Below are 18,914 nucleotides of genomic sequence, written 5' to 3' on the forward strand. Positions count from 1 at the left end.
AGTTTTTCTAGAGTAATCAATAAAATTCATAATGTTTTTGTAACATTTTTATGGATTTATTACAAATAAGTAATAATTTTCCCTAACCAAAACTAGTGTTATGAATCAACTTCGATTACTCAGTGTTTCCAAAACCTACAAGAACGGTGTAAAGGCCTTGGATGATGTTTCTATAGAAATCAACTCTGGAATGTTTGGTTTGTTAGGTCCTAATGGAGCCGGTAAGTCTACACTCATGCGGACCATTGCCACCTTGCAGCAACCCGATAGTGGAGAAATCTATCTTGATGATATCGATGTGCTCAACCAAAAAATGGAACTGAGAAAGATTTTGGGGTATTTGCCACAGTCTTTTGGGGTGTATCCCAAACTTTCAGCAGAAAAGCTACTTCATTATTTTGCTGAATTGAAAGGGCTCTCCAACAAAGAAGAACGCAAAAGAATTGTGGATTACGCTTTGGAAATCACAAATCTTTATGATGTAAGAACCAAACATGTGGCAGGTTATTCTGGTGGGATGAAACAGAGATTCGGGATTGCTCAATTACTTTTGAATGATCCAAAACTCATCATTGTAGACGAACCAACTGCTGGTCTGGATCCTGCAGAACGTCATCGTTTTCTAAATGTATTGAGAGAAATTGGCACTAATCATATTGTGATCTTATCCACTCATATTGTGGACGATGTCAAAGAATTATGTACAGATATGGCTATCCTTAATGGCGGAAAATTGCTTTGCCATAAAAAACCTATTGATGCCGTTTTGGACCTGGAAGATAAAATCTGGGGACTCACTATAGATCGAGATGATTTAGAGACGTATGAAACTGGATTCAATTTGATTTCGACCAACTATAACCAGGATAATTCCTTGAATATTCGCGTCTACGGCGATACCCAGCCTGGCGAAGAGTTTATGAAGGTACAGCCAGATTTGAGCGATGTTTATTTTGTACATCTCAAAGCGGATGAAACTGAAGCCATTAACTCTCAATCTTAAGTCTTATGTTTTCAACTATCTTCAGATTCGAGATCAGGTCCTGGCTAAGGACACCTATCACCTATATCTACACCGTCTTAATGTTCCTTTTTGCCATGATCATGATGGCCTCTGCTGGGGGACTTTTTGATAATTTTACGGTGACAACCACTTCTCCTACTTATCAAAATTCGGCTTTAGCCCTCAATGACATGATCAATGGTTTGTCCGTCTTTATCTACTTTTTACTGCCGTCTATTATTGGTGCCTCCATCAATAAAGATTTCAAATACGAGATGCATCAAGTTTTGTATTCTTATCCTATTTCAAAAACCAGCTATCTGTTTGCTAAGTTCCTAAGCGCTTTGAGTATTGTCCTGGTCATTATTCTTTTCATCTGTTTTGGAGTGTACCTTGGGAGTGTTTTCCCAGGAACAAATCCAGATTTGTTTACGGAGTTTGACCTTTGGAATTACGTCCAGCCGCTCTTGCTTTTTGTGATTCCAAACCTGATTTTATACGGTGCAATTGTATTTGCTGTTGTGACCTTTTCAAGAAACATATTTATTGGCTTTATAAGCGTTTTGGTCTTAATTATCATCCAAAGTTTTGCCCAAAGCTTAACTGCAGATATCGACAATAAAACCTTAGCGGCACTCATCGATCCGCTTGGAGCTCAGGCTCTAAGGCTTGAAACTGAATACTGGACCGTTTTTGATAAAAACAACAACTACCTTCCCTTCGAAGGTTACATCATCTACAACAGAATTTTATGGGCTGCGGTAAGTATTTTGATTTTTGCTTTTGTGTTTTTTAAATTCAAATTCAACCAACAGGCGATTCAGTTTAGACTTTTCAAAAGCAAAGCTGAACGTGTGATCAAAAGAAATTTTGGAAGCCTTCTACGGATTAAATTACCCGAAGCAAACAAAGCCTACAACTTCAAGCATTGGTTGAAGATGGCCTTAAAGCAAAGTCGTTTTGAAGCTCGATATATTTTCAAAAATTGGGTGTTTATTTCTTTTGCTTTAGTAACAATTCTTATCACTTTAACTACTCTAGCTGTACGGAATCCGATTTACGGAACAACTACCTACCCCGTTACACGCGAAATGATGCAAACAGCATCGGGTGTGGTCAGTGGATTTATGATCATCATCACATTTTTGATTGTGGGAATGCTTGTCAATAGAGCTAAGAGCGCCAACATGAACCAACTGGTAGATGTGACGCCCTTCCCCAACTGGTCCTTTCTACTAGCCAAATTCATAGCGGTATTCAAAATGCAAGCTTCGTTTTACATTTTGGCTCTGGTTTTAGCAATCGGAGTTCAGGTGTATAATGAATATTACAAGCTGGAATTGGATTTGTATTTATTTCAATTTTTTGCCATTGATTATTTAAGGGTTCTTACCTGGACGGTAGTGGCGTTTTTATTTCACACGCTTATCAAAAACCATATTGTTGGGTTCATTTCCCTTTTAGCCTTTCTTATTTTACTCTCCTTTTTCCCACAGTTTGGTATTGAGCAAAGTATATTCAGATTTAATTCTGGAGGAGGTGCCACCTACTCCGATATGGTGGGTTATGGCCCTGGCATAAAGAGGTTTTATTTATATCGTCTCTATTGGTTAGCCTTAGCAACAGTATTTTATATCCTAGCTATTTTGTTTTATCGCAGAGGTGTTTCTTACTCGGCCACGCAAAGAATTGAACGGGCTAAAGACAAACTAAATCCTTTATACACGTCCATCATTGCCGTATCCCTTGTTGTTTTTGTAGGCATTGGTTCCTGGATTTATTACAACGACAATGTCATCAACGAACGCTACACTGGCAATGAAAGAGAACAACTTCGGGTCGATTATGAAAATGAATATGCGCATCTGACTGAACTAGACCAGCCCAGAATCACCAGTGTGAATGTGGATCTGGATTTATTCCCTGAAAAGCGTGATTTTAAGGCAAAAGGTAAGTTTATCCTGAAAAACAAAACGTCAAAACCTATTGATTCAATTGTCGTTTCTTTAAATGATTACCCTCAGTCCTATGCATTTGGTAAAAAGGGAGAAACCATTTTAAAAGATACGCTTTATGATTTGGAAATATTCAAGTTTCATCAGGCTTTAAAACCTGGTGAAGAAGTGACATTTACTTTCGACATGGAAAATAAACCAAATACTTTTTTGAATTCAAATTCACCGGTAAGAAGCAATGGAACGTTTATCAATAATGGAATTTTCCCTGGCTTTGGGTATAGCGATAGTTATGAAATTCAAAATAATAAAACCCGGGAAAAATATGGTTTAGAACCTAAAGAACGTATGAAATCTCCGCTCGACTCTACCGCTTTAGGCAGCACTTACATTTCTGATGATGCCGACTGGATAGATTTTGAAACCACGATTTCTACATCAAAAGATCAGATTGCGGTGGCTCCGGGCTATCTCAAGGAAGAGTGGATCGAAGGTGACAGAAGGTATTTCCGCTATAAAATGGATAAGAAAATATTGAACTTTTACGCGTTTAATTCCGCAGCATATGAAGTGTATGAAGATCAATGGAAGGATGTCGATATTCAGGTGTTTTACCATAAGCCTCATGACTATAATATTGAGCGAATGGTTGCTGCAGCAAAAAAATCCTTAGCCTATTACTCTGAAAATTTCAGCCCTTACCAGTTTAGTCAGCTGCGAATTTTAGAATTTCCACTGACTTCAGGTTCTTTTGCACAGTCTTTTGCCAACACCGTTCCTTATTCTGAAGCGATTGGTTTTATCGCCAAAGTTGACGATGAAGATAACGAAAGTGTAGATTACCCCTTTAGTGTCACTGCACATGAGGTGGCTCACCAGTGGTGGGCACATCAGGTGATTGGAGCCAACGTGCGTGGAGCAACTTTGCTTTCTGAAAGCATGTCTGAATACAGTTCACTCAAAGTTTTAGAAAAAGAATACGGTGCACAGCAGATGCGAGTTTTTCTTAAAGATGCCCTGGATAAGTATTTGAGAAGCCGCCGGTTTGAAAGTCAGAAGGAATTGCCACTCATGTACAACGAAAATCAACAATACATTCACTACAACAAAGGTTCGCTGGTGCTTTATGCGATGAGCGATTATTTAGGCGAAAATAAAATGAATAACATCTTGAAATCGTTTATTGACAAAGTAGCCTTTCAGGAGCCGCCTTACACAACTTCTGTTGAATTTGTCAATCTTTTGAAGGAAAAAACTCCAGATTCGCTTCAGTATTTGATTAAAGACATGTTTGAAACTATCACTTTGTATGACAACAAGGTGACTGAAGCCACTTATAAAGTCCTTGAAGATGAAACATATCAAGTGACGATCAAGACAAATGCGCTGAAATACAGATCTTCAGAAAAAGGAGAAAAGGAATTTAGCAATGCCGAAGGCAAAAGTATAAGCTTAGACACAGAAGAGGAGGAACTCAAGTCTTTACCGCTTCAGGATTATATTGAAATAGGCATTTTTGGAAAGACCGATGAGACGATAGACGGTATCCAAAAGGAAAACGTACTCTATCTGAAAAAGCACTTGGTGTCTGAAATAGCCAATGAGTTCACCATTATCGTTGATGAATTCCCTACGGAAGTGGGCTTTGATCCTTATAATAAATTGATAGATACCGATTCTGGAGATAACCGGATGGAGCTGAAGATGGAGTCAGGAGACAAGAACAAAGAAAAATGAAAAAAGACTGGTCAACTGGTCAACCTGCCCGACTAGCGTCAGTCAGGCGGGCTGGTCAAAATTCATAATTCCATACCCGCAACTCACCACTCAAAGACTCAAAAACTACTCCTCGTACTTTTGCTTGAGCTTTCTTGACAGTTGCAGGATAAAAAGCAGGATAATAATGCACAGACAAACCAATATTCCAAGAATACCAGTAAAACTCTTTTTATCTCCCACCAAATCATCAGGATTCACAAGAGTCCCGCTGAATATCATAAGTCCAACTGCAGAAAGCATAAGGAAATAAATAAAATACTTCATAATCTTTAATTGAATAAACTCTGAATATTTGTGGCGAACAATTTCACCGCAATGGCTAACAAAATTACACCAAATATCTTCCTTATCACCGAAATTCCCTGTTTTCCGAAAAGTTTTTCAATCTTTTTAGAAGACTTTAAGACAGCATAAACGACAATTACATTCAGAATAATCGCCACAATAATGTTGGGGGTATCAAATTCCGATTTCAAAGATAAAATAGAGGTCATCGTCCCTGCACCGGCAATAAGGGGGAAGGCGAGGGGAACAATAGCTGCCGTTTCTGGAGCATCGTCCTTATAAAGTTGAATGCCCAGGATCATCTCAATGGCTAAAAAGAAAATAATAAAGGCTCCTGCCACTGCAAAGGAATTCACATCTATCCCAATGAGGTTAAGGATGGTTTCCCCTACAAAGAGAAAAGCAATCATTAAAACACAGGCTACAATCGAAGCTTTTTCACTTTGAATATGGCCTACTTTCTTTCTTAAGTCAACAATTATGGGGATGCTTCCTACGATGTCAATCACTGCAAAAAGAATCATCCCAGCCGTAAAAATTTGTTTAAAATCAAACATAAAGCAATTCTGAATTTTTGCGCAAAAGTAATTCTGTTTTATTGATTTACAATCGACTTAAAATCTTCGCATATGAAATTTTTGTTAATTTAATACTACAAATTAACTGGTCAAATTGCTTCTCGTATCGATATTCACAGTTTATATTTCGCTAGCTTTGCGCCCATGATTAAAATTGACAAAACCCTGATTTCTGAATCTATCATCGACACCGAATTTGCCTGTAATCTTTCGGCTTGCAAAGGGGAATGTTGTGTGGCAGGAGATGCTGGAGCCCCTCTGGATGAGCACGAATTGGACATCCTGAAAACGATTTACCCCAAAGTAAAACCTTACCTGCGCCCGGAAGGCATAAAAGCAATTGAAGAACAAGGCACCCACATCCTCTCCGATTTTAATGAGCCTGAAACGCCATTGGTTGGGAGTAAGGAATGTGCTTACGTCAACTTTACTGAAAACGGTACAGCGCTCTGTGGTATCGAATCTGCTTACCGCGCCGGAGATATCGACTTTAAAAAACCGGTTTCCTGCGAACTCTACCCGATTCGGGTTCAAAAGCTATCAGAATTACAGGCGGTGAATTACGACCGCTGGGATATTTGTAGCGATGCCTGCGACCTGGGAAAAAGTCTTGAAATGCCCGTCTATAAATTCACCAAAAATGCACTGATTAGAAAATTTGGTGAACACTGGTATTCCGAATTGGAACAACGCGTTGACGAATTGAATTCTTAAAGTTTAAATGGTCTCAAATTTCAAAGGTGAAATTCAACAAGTCATAAAATTATAATTAATAAATTCTCGAAGCTCTTATTCGGTCTAAGTTAAGAGCAATTGTGGATAACTTTGTGGATAACTTTCGTCCAAATCAAGGAATTTTTATGTGATTTATTTACATATTTGTTAGCCGCGATTACTAATATTAATCCTCTCAAAATCATTATCCTATGGCGCAGACAGAACCTATTTTAGAAGAAAACGAAAACAGATTTGTACTCTTTCCTATCAAACATCACGATATATGGGAATGGTACAAAAAATGCGAGGCAAGTTTCTGGACCGCAGAAGAAATTGATTTACACCAAGACCTTTCCGATTGGAAAAACAAACTGAATGAGGACGAGCAATATTTCATCAAACACATCCTTGCCTTTTTCGCTGCATCTGATGGAATCGTGAATGAAAACCTGGCCGAAAACTTCGTCAACGAAGTTCAATACACAGAAGCCAAATTTTTCTACGGTTTCCAAATCATGATGGAAAATATTCATTCTGAAACCTATTCGTTATTGATCGACACCTACGTTGATGATGATAAAGAAAAAGATTTGCTTTTTAAAGCTATTGAGAATTTCCCGGCGATCAAGAAAAAAGCTGACTGGGCTTTAAAATGGATTGAATCTGACTCATTTGCTGAACGATTGATTGCTTTTGCTGCGGTGGAAGGCATCTTCTTTTCAGGGGCTTTCTGTTCAATTTTCTGGCTAAAGAAACGTGGATTGATGCCAGGACTGACCTTCTCAAACGAACTCATTTCCAGAGATGAAGGTGTTCATTGTGACTTTGCAGTTCATTTGCATAACGAACATTTAGTGAACCAGGTGCCAAAAGAACGCATCAGAGAAATTTTAATAGATGCTCTTGATATTGAAAGAGAATTTGTAACTGAATCCCTTCCTGTAAGTTTGATTGGTATGAATTCCAACTTGATGACCCAATATCTGGAGTTTGTAACTGACAGACTTCTTTTTGAATTGGGTTGTGAGAAAGAATATGGTACTGCCAATCCTTTTGACTTTATGGATATGATTTCTCTTCAAGGTAAAACCAACTTCTTCGAAAAGCGTGTTGGTGAATATCAAAAAGCGGGTGTCATGAACAAAAATAAAGAAGAAGACAGCAAAATTAGCTTCGACGCTGATTTCTAAGTGAATCTATGGTTGCTATGGAAACTATTGTCTATGGTTACTGTAGTCGCTATTGTCACTATAGTTGCATAGATACAATAGAAGCAACAGAAGCTATAGAGACAAAAGGAACCTTAGAAGCGATACTATAGTCACTATGGAAACTATTGTCGCTATGGTTACTGTAGTCGCTATTGTCACTATAGTTACTATAGAAACAATAGAAGCTATAGCAACAATAGGAACAACAGAGACCATAGCAGCAATAGAAACACTATAATTAAAGAGTCTATGAGCTACCGAAAACTGGAGATATGGCAGTTGGCTCGTGATTTAACTATAGACGTTCATAAGATGGCTATGCAGTTACCAAAATTTGAAATGTATGAAGAAGCAAGTCAAATTCGAAGGTCAATGAAATCTGTAAGGTCAAATATTGTAGAAGGATATGGAAGAAGACGTTACACTAATGATTATATCCGATTTATAATTTATGCGTTATCCTCCAATGATGAAACGATAGATCATCTTGAAATTCTATACGAAACAGACTCATTAAAAGATCGAGGGCTTTATGAAAATCTTCATGAGCGCCTTCAAAGATTAGGAATAAAGATTAATAATTTTTTACAAGTTTTGGAAAAAAGTAATAAGAACTTTTGAGGTTAGGGATACTTCTATGGTCGCTATGGTCGCTATAGCAACAGTAGAAACCATAGGAACAATAGAAGCTATAGAGACAAGAGAAACGATACTATGGTCACTATAGAAGCTATAGTTACAATAGAAGCAACAGAAACAATAGAAACCACAGAAGCAACAGAGACAATAGTTACAATAGGAACAATAGGAACAATAGGAACAATAGAAGCTATAAAAATGATACTATGGTCACTATAGAAGCTATTGTTACAATAGAAGCAACAGAAGCAATAGAGACAACAGAAACAATAGAAACAACAGAAACGATACTATAGTCACTATGGTCCCTATAGAAGCTATAGTTACAATAGAAGCAATAGAGACAACAGAAACAATAGAAACAACAGAAGCAACAGAAGCAATAGCAACAACAGAAACACAATAAACTTATATCATTATGTACGTCATCAAAAGAAATGGACAAAAAGAGCCTGTAATGTTCGACAAAATTACAGCAAGAATCAGAAAACTATGCTACGGACTCAACCCTCTTGTGGAACCTCCAAAAGTAGCGATGCGTGTGATAGAGGGTCTTTATGATGGCGTGACTACGAGTGAACTCGATAATTTGGCAGCGGAAATTGCAGCAACTATGACGGTAAGCCATCCAGACTATGCTCACTTAGCGGCTAGGATTTCGGTGTCCAATCTTCATAAGAATACCAAAAAGACATTTAGTGAGGTCATGACCGATCTTTACGAATACGTGAACCCACGTAACAATAAAAAGTCCCCGCTCATTGCCGATGATGTTTATAAAATCATCAATGATAACAGAGAAGAAATCGATTCCAGAATCATTTATAGCAGGGATTTCAACTATGATTATTTCGGATTTAAAACTTTAGAGCGCTCTTACCTATTGAAGCTAAATGGTAAAATAGCAGAACGTCCACAACATATGTTGATGCGGGTGTCCATCGGTATTCACGGCGATGACCTGGAGTCTGCTATGGAGACCTACGAACTGATGTCCAAAAAATACTTTACTCATGCCACGCCAACGTTATTTAATGCTGGCACACCAAAACCACAAATGTCTTCCTGCTTCTTATTAACGATGAAAGACGACAGTATTGATGGGATATACGACACTTTAAAGCAGACGGCAAAAATTTCTCAATCTGCTGGCGGTATAGGTCTATCAATTCATAACATAAGGGCTACAGGCTCGTACATCGCTGGAACTAATGGAACTTCAAATGGGATTGTTCCTATGCTGAAAGTCTTCAATGACACTGCAAGATACGTTGACCAGGGTGGCGGAAAACGAAAAGGGTCTTTTGCCATGTATGTAGAACCCTGGCATGCTGATATTTTTAGCTTCCTGGATCTGAAGAAAAATCATGGTGCTGAAGAAATGAGGGCGCGTGACCTGTTTTATGCCATGTGGATTCCAGACCTATTCATGAAACGTGTGGAGGAAAATTCAACATGGACGCTGATGTGTCCAAACGAGTGCCCGGATCTTTATAATGTTCATGGGGACGAGTTTGACGAGCTGTACCTGAAATACGAGAGCGAAAACAAAGGCCGTAAAACCATAAAAGCGAGAGAGCTTTGGGAGAAGATCCTGGAGTCTCAAATTGAAACGGGAACGCCTTATATGTTATATAAAGATTCAGCTAACCGCAAGTCAAATCAGAAGAACTTAGGAACAATAAGATCTTCTAACTTGTGTACTGAAATCATGGAGTACACGAGTCCAGATGAAATTGCTGTCTGTAACCTGGCTTCCATCGCTTTACCGATGTTTGTGAAGAATGACAGTTTTGATCACAAGGAGCTTTATAAAACAACTAAGCGAGTCATTAAAAACCTCAACAAGGTCATCGATAGAAATTACTATCCTGTCAAAGAAGCTGAAAATTCCAATATGAGACACAGACCTGTGGGTCTGGGTATCCAGGGACTGGCCGATGCCTTTATCATGTTGAGAATGCCGTTTACCTCTGATGAGGCTAAGAAACTAAATCAGGATATATTCGAAACCTTATATTTTGCAGCTGTAGAATCGTCTATGGAACTAGCAAAAGCTGAAGGCCCCTATTCCTCTTATGAAGGCTCGCCAATAAGCAAAGGAGAATTCCAATATAACCTTTGGGGATTAAAAGACAAGGACTTAAGCGGTCGCTGGGACTGGAGCAAACTCAGAGATAAAGTCATGAAGCACGGTGTGCGTAACTCTTTATTGATGGCACCAATGCCTACCGCTTCGACTTCTCAAATTCTAGGGAACAACGAAGCTTTTGAGCCTTATACGTCTAATATTTATACCAGACGTGTCCTTTCTGGAGAGTTCATCGTTGTAAACAAACACTTGCTAAAAGACTTGGTAAGTCTTGGCTTATGGAATGACGATGTAAAAGATGCCATCATGAGAGCCAATGGTTCTGTGCAGAACATCGACATTATTCCAGATGACATCAAGGAACTCTACAAAACGGTCTGGGAATTATCTATGAAAGACATCATCGACATGTCCAGACACAGAGGTTACTTTATCGATCAGTCTCAATCGCTGAACCTGTTTATGGAAGGCGCTACCTTTGCTAAACTGACTTCCATGCACTTCTACGCCTGGAAAAGCGGACTTAAGACAGGAATGTACTACTTAAGAACCAAGTCTGCCGTAGACGCGATTAAATTTACGCTGAAGAGCGAAAAGAAAGAAAAGGAAGTTCCTAGTCAGGTGGCAGAAAAAGCGGCTAAGACCTATCAGGAAGCGCAAAGCCAACAGGTAAAAGTATCTGATGATTCGTCTTTAAGTCCAGAAGAACTTAAAGCTTTGATCAAACAGTCCAAAGAATCTGAAGGCGATGACTGCCTGATGTGCGGATCTTAATTAGGAACTTAATTAAATAATAAAACCCCCGGTAAATCAAGATTTACTGGGGGTTTTTATTGGCTAATTAGAAGATGATTTATAAATTATTTCCTGATTTTAATTTTATCTGTTTGCTTAGAGTTACTTTTTTTGGTGGTAATTAAAACTAGACCGTCAACCTTTTTTGTATCGTAACCCGCTTTTTTTAAATCAAAGGAAGATTTTATAACTTCCATGGATTGAATTAGCTTAGGGTCCAATCCTGAGAAGTCTTTATAATCTACTTCCTTTCCGTCAACTTTATAAATTATAGTATTGTTATTTCGGCTCAGAGCTGACTTATATTGCTCATTTGAGTTAGAGTACTGAGAAGCGTTAATATCGTTATCTTTTTTTGTTGTGATTTTAATAACACCTTTAACAAAGTTTGAGTTATAACCCTCGGCTTTAAGCTCTTCTGGGGATTTGAAGATTTCTACAGATTCTATCTGGTCTGTATCAATATTGGCGGTTTTACCTTTTTCAACCTTAACCCCATCCACAAACATCACCATATCCTGATTTTGGTATTTGCTGTTGAAATCTAAAAATTTCCTTTCTGTTTTTCCCGCTCCATTCGAAAGGGAAATGTTTTTATCAATTAAAGCATCATTCGGTGTTTCTGAAGTTTTAACATCAGTGACTTTCATAGTAACTACCTTATAATCTGAGGTCAATTTGAAGTAGGTTAATCCCTTCAAAAAGTTATCTGCACGATTACCTTTAATGTCATTCATTAAATCTAAGAATTGTGAATAATAAGGCTCTGAAAATGCTGATGAATTCTTGATTGATAAGGTTTTAGAGTTAGAGTCGTAGCTGTAATCTTCTACAGGAATATAGTTTTCAACAAGCTTTACTTTATCTATCTTCTTACCATTGATTACAAAGTTTTCAGCATTCTTATAATCTCTTTTTGAATCTTCAGGTTTTTCTTTTGCCTCATTATCTTCAAGTGGAGTTTCTTTATTTTCTGAAATTTCAAACTTATCTAATATTATTAAAACTGGCTCATGGTCTGATGATATATTAATAAAAGTCATCTTCTCAGTAATGTTTTTTCCAAACTTATCAACAAGCTCTTCTGTGATAGCAGATATTTTTGAAAAGTAAGGTTTCGAAAATTCAGATTTAGTAGTTATGTTCAGTGTTTTGGAACTTTTATCATAACTGTAAGTTTCTACGGGGATGTAAGTTTTTACAAGCTCTTCTTTATCGATCTGCTTACCGTTGATGATAAAGTTTTCTGCATCTTTAATGGTATTATAATCGGTTTTTGAAGGGGTTTCAGATTCAGTCCTGATCCCTACCCCGAATGGCGTTTCTGCGTCTTCGGTATAATCTCTGTAAAAATAAACAGGTAATTCAGCCACATCGGGAGAAGTTACTGAGCCTTTAAAGCTATCGTTGGAATTGACTTCCAAAGTGAGGCTTTTGAGCTGGCCACTAGCGCCGAAGCTTGCGTTAGAATACCGCATATCGATATCAAACTCTTTTTTTAGGAAATCAATATCAGAATCCAGTTCTTCTTTAGTGGTATTTTCATCATAAGTGATTTCAATTCGATTGACCTTACTTTCCGTAGTTGTGATCGGATTCTTGATTTGGGCTTTGGTTTCGACTTGAAAAAGAAGAAAAAATACCACTAATAAGGGGGAGACTATAAACAGTTTCCAGAACGATTGATTGTGTTTGTTTTTGTTAAGCATAGCGATTCGTTTTTTGATGGGGGATTGATGAAAGGAATGTTGTAACTGAGATCTGAACTGTTGCTGAGTAATGCTGTATAAAGTCATTAGATACTCTTTCTTAGCGGTATTATCAACCACCTTGGCATCGGCTTCATACTCCAGGTTGAGCACTAAGCTCTTCTGATACAGCCAGGCAAAGGGATTGAACCAAAACACGCATTTGTATAAATGAGCAAAGAGCATATCCAGGCTGTGTTTATGAGCCACATGGGCTTTTTCGTGAGCCAGAATGATTTTCAATTCGTCTTCAGAATAAAGCTCTGGATTGTAAACGATATAATTCAGAAATGAAAAAGCACCTTCAGGAATTGATTTTTGAATGTGAAAAATACCATCGGTCTGAAAGGCTTTAGAAGCTCTCAAAAAGCTAAGTAGCCTAAAGAATTTCACCAGTAAATGAACCAGAAACACCAGGGAAATACCGATGTATATGAGTTCAAGCACAGCATGTTCAGTGATAAACGACCATATTAATTCTGAAGTAGTGGGTTTGATTTCAGCAGTGACAAATTCCGAAGAAGATGGCGCCAGGAAAGCTGGACTGAGTGTAATCACTTCTATTTTGGTATAGCTTAGTAAAGGCAGTATCAGGCTTAAACCATAACCTGCATGAAGATAAATTCGCTTAAACCGGTGGTAAGTTTCTGATTCCAGAACTACTTTATAAACTACCCAAAAGAGCGTCAAAAGTAAAGAAGCTTTGGCGAGATAGATGAGTAAGTCCATTAGCTTTTGTTTTTAATGAGTTCCAGAATTTCTTCCAGTTCCTGTTCTGAAATTTTATCCTGCTGAGCAAAAAAGGATACCATATTCTTATATGATCCGTCAAAAAATCTGGTAGAGGTTTGTTCCATAACTTTTTCGCTATAGGCTTTTTTATCCACCACAGGAAAGTACTGATGGCTTTTACCAAAAGCTTGATGGGCAACGAAGCCTTTATCTTCAAGTAACCTTACCAAGGTGGAAACTGTATTGTAGTGCTGTTCTCCATCCAGTTCTTCAAGAATTTCTTTTACAAAAGCCTTTTTTAGCTTCCAGAGCACCGCCATAATTTCTTCTTCTTTGGCAGTTAGTTTTTCTAAATTTTTCATGAGATAAAAAATATTTGAATCAAATGTAAACTAAATTTCCAGTTATAAAACTAAAAAACCCGTTTTTAACACATTTAGAGTGATAACATACTTGTATTCAAACTTAAAAGTCATTGTAAAAAATTAAAACGCTTGTTAAAAAGTAAATTAAAGTTTACCTTTGAGCAGTGGATTAAAGTTTAACTGTATGAAATGCTCTAAACTTTACAAACTATTGACAGAGAATGGTTGGTATGCAGTATCTCAAAAAGGGTCTCACGTAAAAATGCGACACAAGACGAAAAAGGGCATAATCATATTTCCAAATCACGGAAGCCAGGAAATGGGTAAAGGATTGGAAAAGAAAATTCTTAAAGACGCAGGAATCAAATTATAAATTATGACTGATAAGAAAATAATAATGACTGTTGAGAAAACCAATACTGGTTTTTCGGCATATGCTGTGGATTATCCCATTTTTACGACCGGGCATTCTGTTCCTGAATTAATAAACAGGGCCTATGAAGCCGTAGAATTGTACTTTGAGGAAGAAAACCTTGATATAGAGCCAAAATCTGTTGGTTTTGAAATTGACTTTAAGCAGTTTTTTAAATATTATAAGGTGATAAACGCAAAATTTTTAGCTGAAAAAATTGGAATGAACCCCACTTTACTTTCTCAGTATGTCTCGGGTACCAAAAAACCTTCAGCAAAACAAACCGAAAAGATTTTAAGTGGAATTCATCAAATCGGACAAGAATTGTCTGGAATTAACTTATTACAAACTGCATAGAAATACACTTCTCAAATTTGCGGGGCCTGGCATTACCCTCCTAGTCCAAGAATTCCTTACATTTGACCTAAAACTGAAAGCATGCCAACTTGGGAAACCCTCTTATCTCTGAAACGCCAGGGCGATAAAAACAAACGCATACGTAAAGAACAAGACGACACCCGACTGGGGTTTGAAGTCGATTACGATCGGGTGATTTTCTCTTCAGAATTTCGGAGTTTACAGGATAAAACTCAGGTGATTCCGCTTTCGAAAACCGATTTTGTACATACCCGACTTACCCATAGCCTGGAGGTTTCGGTGGTTGGAAGATCTCTGGGTCGCCTGGTCGGTAAAAAAGTACTGGAAAAACATCCGCAATTGAAAGGAACACATGGGCATCATTTCAATGATTTTGGAGCCATTGTAGCCGCGGCCGCTTTGGCCCACGACATTGGGAATCCACCCTTTGGCCATAGCGGCGAACGCGCCATCGGGGATTATTTCAAATTCGGCAACGGAAAACGCTTCAAAGATCAACTCCCCGAAGTGGTATACCAGGACCTCTCTATGTTTGAAGGGAATGCTAACGGTTTTAAATTACTCACCAACGATAATTATGGCTCGCCAGGAGGCTTAAGACTGTCTTACGCGACTTTAGGGGCATTTACCAAATATCCCAAGGCCTCACTTCCTCACAAACCCACAAAGCAGGTTGCCGATAAGAAGTTTGGCTTTTTTAATCAACAGCAGGGGAAGTTTCAGGATGTGGCAGAAGAACTGGGTCTCGATAAAAATGCCGACGGTGATGAGGTGCGTTACAAAAGACATCCGCTTGCCTTTTTAGTAGAAGCAGCCGATGACATTTGCTACACCATCATCGATTTTGAGGACGGGATTAATCTGGGCTTGATTCAGGAAGAATACGCTCTGGAATACCTGTCTAAAATTGTCAGCAAAAGTATCAATACCGAAAAGTATTCAAAGCTGTCGACCACCAAAAACCGGATAAGCTATCTGCGATCCTTAGCCATTGGTGCCTTGATTGAAGATGCGGTTTCCCTGTTTATGGAAAACGAAGACGCCATTTTGAAGGGTGATTATCATCAGGCACTGCTAGACAAGTCAGCCTATAAAGTTCAGATTGAAGACATCATTAAGATCAGTATCAAAAATATTTACCAGAGTCAGGAAGTGCTGGATAAAGAAATTGCCGGGTATAAAATCCTGACTAAAATTCTGGATGATTTTACCACGGCGGTGGAACATCAGCACGCGGGGAATGCCTCCAATTTTGACAAGCTGATTCTGAAAAACTTTCTTAAGGATTTTGATTTTTCTGGAAGTAAACTCGAAGACTGGCTGATCGACGTATGCTCGTTTGTCGCCTCCCTCACCGATAGCAATGCGCTGAGAACGTATAGAAAATTGACGGGTAGCGATTTGTAAAATCCTCCCCCCAGCCCCTCCCAGGGAGGGGAGCAAAAGCCCCCTAGCCCGCCTTAGGCGGAGGAACGATTCAGCACTTACCAATCACGGCTTATAAATACTGAACCTTGAATAGAGAATACCGGATACTGAATTTTAAATTATAACCAGTTCACCCCATCACTACACCGCTACATCACCATTTCACTCGTTCACGAATATGGAATACAGAATATCGAATTTCAAATCTGTTACTTCAAATTTATTTGACTCTGGCTTCTGGTCCACTTTTACTAAATACTTTTTACTTAGTACCAAATACTGAAAGTTATAACTCCTACAGCCTAATCCCTACCACCTAAATCCTCAACAACTCACCGACTCAAAAACTCCTGGACAGTCCTCAGCAGCAAGTCCGGATGCTCTATATATGACATATGACCGCCGGGTAAGATTTCTAAGTCAATACCCATCTCTACGGCTAGGTATTTGGTCTTTTCGAAATTAACGACCTTATCTTCTTTGCCTAAAATCAGAAGACTTTTGTCTTTGAGTTTTTTCAAAACTTCAGTCCGCTCTTTACGATCTCGCATGCCTTTCAGCGTATTGATAATCCCCTGTTGAGAGCATTTCTTAGCCTCCAGAACAGCTGTATTGATTTCCGCAGACAATCGCTTTTGATCCTTGGGTAGGAACAAGTGCTTTACCGCCATGCTTATAAAAGCATCAGGATACTTCTGAATCATCGTGATGGCACGGTTTCTTTCCTTTTGTTTGGTTTCAGAATCTGCTAAAAAGCTTGAATTTAAAAGAATAAGCTTATCAATTTTTTCTGAACCTGCCTGCCCGTCCAAGGCACGCAGGCGGACCCGCCCAAGGCACGCCCGCGGGTTTAATTCAGCTAAAGCTAAGGCGACATAACCGCCCATGGAATGTCCAATCAGACTAAAAGTCTCCAGCTTTTTAAAGTCAGCAAAAGCTAAAACCAGGGCCGCATAGTCTTCCATGCTGTGGATGTAACCGATAGCTTCAGTCTCGCCATGACCAGGTAAATCTAAAGCGTAAACGCTAAGTGTTTTAGAAAGCTCCTTTTGAAGAGTTCTCCACATCGTAGCGTTCTCCAAAAATCCATGCAATAAGATAATGGGTTCTCCTTCCCCTGAAGAGGTATAGTGAATTTTGGTTTGCTTGTAGGTGAAGGTCATGAATCTAAATAAAACTAGTCAACTGGCAGACTAGAAAACCAGTTGACTGGAAAAAACGTTAAGGTGAGAAAGCGGTAAAAAATCACTCACGTCTAAAAACTCACCACTAAGAGACTATTTATTATTCATCAAATCTTCAATCTCTTCCATCTCGATAGGAATGTTGGCCATCAGGTTTTTCGGACTTCCTTTGTCCTGAATCACCACATCGTCTTCTAAACGAATGCCCATATTCTCCTCGGGCAGGTAGATTCCAGGTTCCACGGTAAACACCTGATTGGCTTTCATAGGTTCGTGCAACAAGCCGTAATCGTGAGTGTCAAGGCCGATATTATGGGAAGTCCCGTGCATGAAGTATTTTTTATAAGCCGGCCAGTCCGGGTTTTCATTTTGAACATCGGCTTTGTCTAGAAGTTTGAGGTCCAATAATTCGGAAGTCATCAACTTACCCACCTCCATATGGAACTCTTTCCAAATGGTTCCAGGCACCAGCATATCGGTAGCCAGGTTTTTGACTTTATTGACTGCCGTATACACCTGCTTTTGTCTGTCGGTATATTTCCCGGACACGGGAATGGTACGCGTCATGTCACTGGCGTAGTTAGCATATTCTGCACCTACATCTATTAAAATTAAATCTCCAGCCTTCAGTTGTTCTTTGTTTTCTATATAGTGAAGTACGGTAGCATTTTTTCCTCCGGCAATGATGGGCGTATAAGAAAAACCACGAGATTTATTGATTAAAAATTCATGCATAAACTCGGCTTCCAGTTCATACTCCCATTTGCCAGGTTTTGTAAATTCTAAAATTCTTCTAAAGCCTTTTTCGGTAATATTACAGGCTTTCTGCATCACCTCCAATTCCAGGGGATGTTTTACGGCTCTCAACCGTTGTAAAATGGGATTACTCTTGGCGACTTGATGCGCCGGATAATTTTCTTTAAGCCATTTATTGAAACGGTCTTCCCGCGTTTGAGTGGCGTGAGCTGCTCTGTAATGCTCGTTGGTATTCATATAAACGGTATGGCTTTGAGCCATCAACTCGTTAAAGACTTTTTCAAAGTCCTGCTTCCAGTAAACGTTTGTGATCCCCGAAGTTTCCAGAGCTCGGTCTTTATTGAGTTTCTCCCCTTCCCAGACCGCGATATGCGGATTGGTTTCGGTCAAAAACAAAATTTCGCGATGCTTAGGATCTGGTGCATCTGGAAATAACACCAAAATGCTATCTTCCTGATCCACTCCAGACAAATAATAAATATTTCGGTCTTGCTGAAAAGGAATGGTACTGTCTGCTCCTATGGGATAAATATCGTTGGAGTTGAATACAGCCAGACTTCCCGGCAGCATCTGACTCCTAAAATTCTTCCGGTTCTGTATAAATAATTCTTTGGATATAGGCTCGTAACGCATAAAATAGTAGTTTTTTCAAAGGTAAAGAAAGCCCTTTGAAAAAATCAGCTAGAGCAAAAAAAAAGCTTTGGACATATCATAAAAGAACAAACAAGGTTTTAAAAAGGTAAATTTAACGACAAGGTTTTCGTTATTTTGGTTCAAAAGGTTTTAAAACTATTCTAAATTATACGTAAAAGCCTGACTTCATTTGTTTCAGAAAGCGATGTAGTGTACTTTTGTGC

16 protein-coding genes are annotated in these 18,914 nt (G+C 38.7%); 10 read left to right on the plus strand and 6 right to left on the minus strand.

The window, feature by feature from the left end; translation table 11 throughout:
- Window positions 1–100 precede the first annotated feature (100 nt).
- Together LB450_RS11800 and LB450_RS11805 are read left to right on the plus strand one after the other, a co-directional pair.
- Window positions 101–1,003 (plus strand): ABC transporter ATP-binding protein, encoded by a 903-nt coding sequence (locus tag LB450_RS11800; RefSeq protein WP_224489002.1) that lies wholly within the window; start codon window positions 101–103, stop codon window positions 1,001–1,003.
- A 5-nt stretch (window positions 1,004–1,008) separates the two neighbouring features.
- Window positions 1,009–4,695 (plus strand): M1 family aminopeptidase, encoded by a 3,687-nt coding sequence (locus tag LB450_RS11805; RefSeq protein ID WP_224489004.1) that lies wholly within the window; start codon window positions 1,009–1,011, stop codon window positions 4,693–4,695.
- Between the two features lie 105 nt (window positions 4,696–4,800).
- Here the strand turns inward: LB450_RS11805 and LB450_RS11810 are convergent, their stop codons facing one another.
- Window positions 4,801–5,001: a hypothetical protein gene (locus LB450_RS11810; RefSeq protein ID WP_224489013.1), complete on the minus strand. Its 201-nt coding sequence runs from the start codon at window positions 4,999–5,001 to the stop codon at window positions 4,801–4,803.
- A 5-nt stretch (window positions 5,002–5,006) separates the two neighbouring features.
- Window positions 5,007–5,579 carry a MarC family protein gene (locus tag LB450_RS11815; RefSeq protein ID WP_224489015.1) on the minus strand — a complete coding sequence of 191 codons (573 nt, stop codon included), beginning with the start codon at window positions 5,577–5,579 and terminating at the stop codon, window positions 5,007–5,009.
- Window positions 5,580–5,744: 165 nt separating this feature from the next.
- Between LB450_RS11815 and LB450_RS11820 the strand changes: the two genes are divergently transcribed.
- From LB450_RS11820 to LB450_RS11840, 5 genes are all read left to right on the plus strand, one after another.
- Window positions 5,745–6,314, plus strand: a complete 570-nt coding sequence (locus tag LB450_RS11820; RefSeq protein WP_224489016.1) for a DUF3109 family protein — start codon at window positions 5,745–5,747, stop codon at window positions 6,312–6,314.
- 212 nt (window positions 6,315–6,526) lie between these two features.
- The gene (locus tag LB450_RS11825; RefSeq protein WP_224489018.1) at window positions 6,527–7,507 is read left to right on the plus strand and encodes a ribonucleotide-diphosphate reductase subunit beta; all 981 of its coding nucleotides are present in this window, start codon (window positions 6,527–6,529) and stop codon (window positions 7,505–7,507) included.
- Between the two features lie 64 nt (window positions 7,508–7,571).
- The gene (locus LB450_RS11830) at window positions 7,572–7,766 is read left to right on the plus strand and encodes a hypothetical protein (RefSeq protein ID WP_224489020.1); all 195 of its coding nucleotides are present in this window, start codon (window positions 7,572–7,574) and stop codon (window positions 7,764–7,766) included.
- 11 nt (window positions 7,767–7,777) lie between these two features.
- Entirely contained in the window at window positions 7,778–8,149 is a 372-nt protein-coding gene (locus tag LB450_RS11835; RefSeq protein ID WP_224489023.1) for a four helix bundle protein, read from the plus strand.
- A gap of 436 nt (window positions 8,150–8,585) precedes the next feature.
- Window positions 8,586–11,033: a ribonucleoside-diphosphate reductase subunit alpha gene (locus LB450_RS11840; RefSeq protein ID WP_224489031.1), complete on the plus strand. Its 2,448-nt coding sequence runs from the start codon at window positions 8,586–8,588 to the stop codon at window positions 11,031–11,033.
- A gap of 86 nt (window positions 11,034–11,119) precedes the next feature.
- Here LB450_RS11840 and LB450_RS11845 read toward each other — a convergent pair whose 3' ends face one another.
- Together LB450_RS11845 and LB450_RS11850 are read right to left on the minus strand one after the other, a co-directional pair.
- Window positions 11,120–13,531, minus strand: coding sequence for a M56 family metallopeptidase (locus LB450_RS11845; RefSeq protein WP_224489040.1), 2,412 nt, complete (start codon window positions 13,529–13,531; stop codon window positions 11,120–11,122).
- Window positions 13,531–13,896, minus strand: coding sequence for a BlaI/MecI/CopY family transcriptional regulator (locus tag LB450_RS11850; protein WP_224489042.1), 366 nt, complete (start codon window positions 13,894–13,896; stop codon window positions 13,531–13,533). Before LB450_RS11850 ends, LB450_RS11845 begins: the two co-directional genes overlap by 1 nt.
- A 187-nt stretch (window positions 13,897–14,083) precedes the next feature.
- Between LB450_RS11850 and LB450_RS11855 the strand changes: the two genes are divergently transcribed.
- The 3 genes from LB450_RS11855 to dgt all read left to right on the plus strand — a co-directional run bounded on the left by LB450_RS11855 (window position 14,084) and on the right by dgt (window position 16,096).
- Window positions 14,084–14,272 (plus strand): type II toxin-antitoxin system HicA family toxin, encoded by a 189-nt coding sequence (locus tag LB450_RS11855; RefSeq protein ID WP_093368880.1) that lies wholly within the window; start codon window positions 14,084–14,086, stop codon window positions 14,270–14,272.
- Between the two features lie 3 nt (window positions 14,273–14,275).
- Complete coding sequence (locus LB450_RS11860) at window positions 14,276–14,668, plus strand: type II toxin-antitoxin system HicB family antitoxin (RefSeq protein WP_224489044.1); 393 nt, start codon at window positions 14,276–14,278, stop codon at window positions 14,666–14,668.
- 81 nt (window positions 14,669–14,749) lie between these two features.
- On the plus strand, window positions 14,750–16,096 hold the full coding sequence (gene dgt, locus LB450_RS11865) for a dGTP triphosphohydrolase (protein WP_224489045.1): 1,347 nt from the start codon (window positions 14,750–14,752) through the stop codon (window positions 16,094–16,096).
- A gap of 353 nt (window positions 16,097–16,449) precedes the next feature.
- On the opposite strand, the gene LB450_RS11870 is transcribed toward dgt, so the two are convergent.
- The gene (locus LB450_RS11870) at window positions 16,450–17,280 is read right to left on the minus strand and encodes an alpha/beta fold hydrolase (protein ID WP_224489047.1); all 831 of its coding nucleotides are present in this window, start codon (window positions 17,278–17,280) and stop codon (window positions 16,450–16,452) included.
- Window positions 17,281–17,394: 114 nt separating this feature from the next.
- Window positions 17,395–18,690, minus strand: coding sequence for an aminopeptidase P family protein (locus tag LB450_RS11875; protein WP_224489049.1), 1,296 nt, complete (start codon window positions 18,688–18,690; stop codon window positions 17,395–17,397).
- Window positions 18,691–18,914 lie beyond the last annotated feature (224 nt).

The sequence above is a fragment of the Psychroflexus curvus genome (assembly GCF_020164585.1).
GTDB lineage: Bacteria > Bacteroidota > Bacteroidia > Flavobacteriales > Flavobacteriaceae > Psychroflexus > Psychroflexus curvus.

What these genes read in the sequence shown, in the direction of transcription:
- LB450_RS11800 (WP_224489002.1), top strand. Translation starts at nt 101, where the DNA reads ATGAATCAACTTCGATTACTCAGTGTTTCCAAAACCTACAAGAACGGT.
- LB450_RS11805 (WP_224489004.1), top strand. Translation starts at nt 1,009, where the DNA reads ATGTTTTCAACTATCTTCAGATTCGAGATCAGGTCCTGGCTAAGGACA.
- LB450_RS11810 (WP_224489013.1), bottom strand. Translation starts at nt 5,001, where the DNA reads ATGAAGTATTTTATTTATTTCCTTATGCTTTCTGCAGTTGGACTTATG.
- LB450_RS11815 (WP_224489015.1), bottom strand. Translation starts at nt 5,579, where the DNA reads ATGTTTGATTTTAAACAAATTTTTACGGCTGGGATGATTCTTTTTGCA.
- LB450_RS11820 (WP_224489016.1), top strand. Translation starts at nt 5,745, where the DNA reads ATGATTAAAATTGACAAAACCCTGATTTCTGAATCTATCATCGACACC.
- LB450_RS11825 (WP_224489018.1), top strand. Translation starts at nt 6,527, where the DNA reads ATGGCGCAGACAGAACCTATTTTAGAAGAAAACGAAAACAGATTTGTA.
- LB450_RS11835 (WP_224489023.1), top strand. Translation starts at nt 7,778, where the DNA reads ATGAGCTACCGAAAACTGGAGATATGGCAGTTGGCTCGTGATTTAACT.
- LB450_RS11840 (WP_224489031.1), top strand. Translation starts at nt 8,586, where the DNA reads ATGTACGTCATCAAAAGAAATGGACAAAAAGAGCCTGTAATGTTCGAC.
- LB450_RS11845 (WP_224489040.1), bottom strand. Translation starts at nt 13,531, where the DNA reads ATGGACTTACTCATCTATCTCGCCAAAGCTTCTTTACTTTTGACGCTC.
- LB450_RS11850 (WP_224489042.1), bottom strand. Translation starts at nt 13,896, where the DNA reads ATGAAAAATTTAGAAAAACTAACTGCCAAAGAAGAAGAAATTATGGCG.
- LB450_RS11855 (WP_093368880.1), top strand. Translation starts at nt 14,084, where the DNA reads ATGAAATGCTCTAAACTTTACAAACTATTGACAGAGAATGGTTGGTAT.
- LB450_RS11860 (WP_224489044.1), top strand. Translation starts at nt 14,276, where the DNA reads ATGACTGATAAGAAAATAATAATGACTGTTGAGAAAACCAATACTGGT.
- dgt (WP_224489045.1), top strand. Translation starts at nt 14,750, where the DNA reads ATGCCAACTTGGGAAACCCTCTTATCTCTGAAACGCCAGGGCGATAAA.
- LB450_RS11870 (WP_224489047.1), bottom strand. Translation starts at nt 17,280, where the DNA reads ATGACCTTCACCTACAAGCAAACCAAAATTCACTATACCTCTTCAGGG.
- LB450_RS11875 (WP_224489049.1), bottom strand. Translation starts at nt 18,690, where the DNA reads ATGCGTTACGAGCCTATATCCAAAGAATTATTTATACAGAACCGGAAG.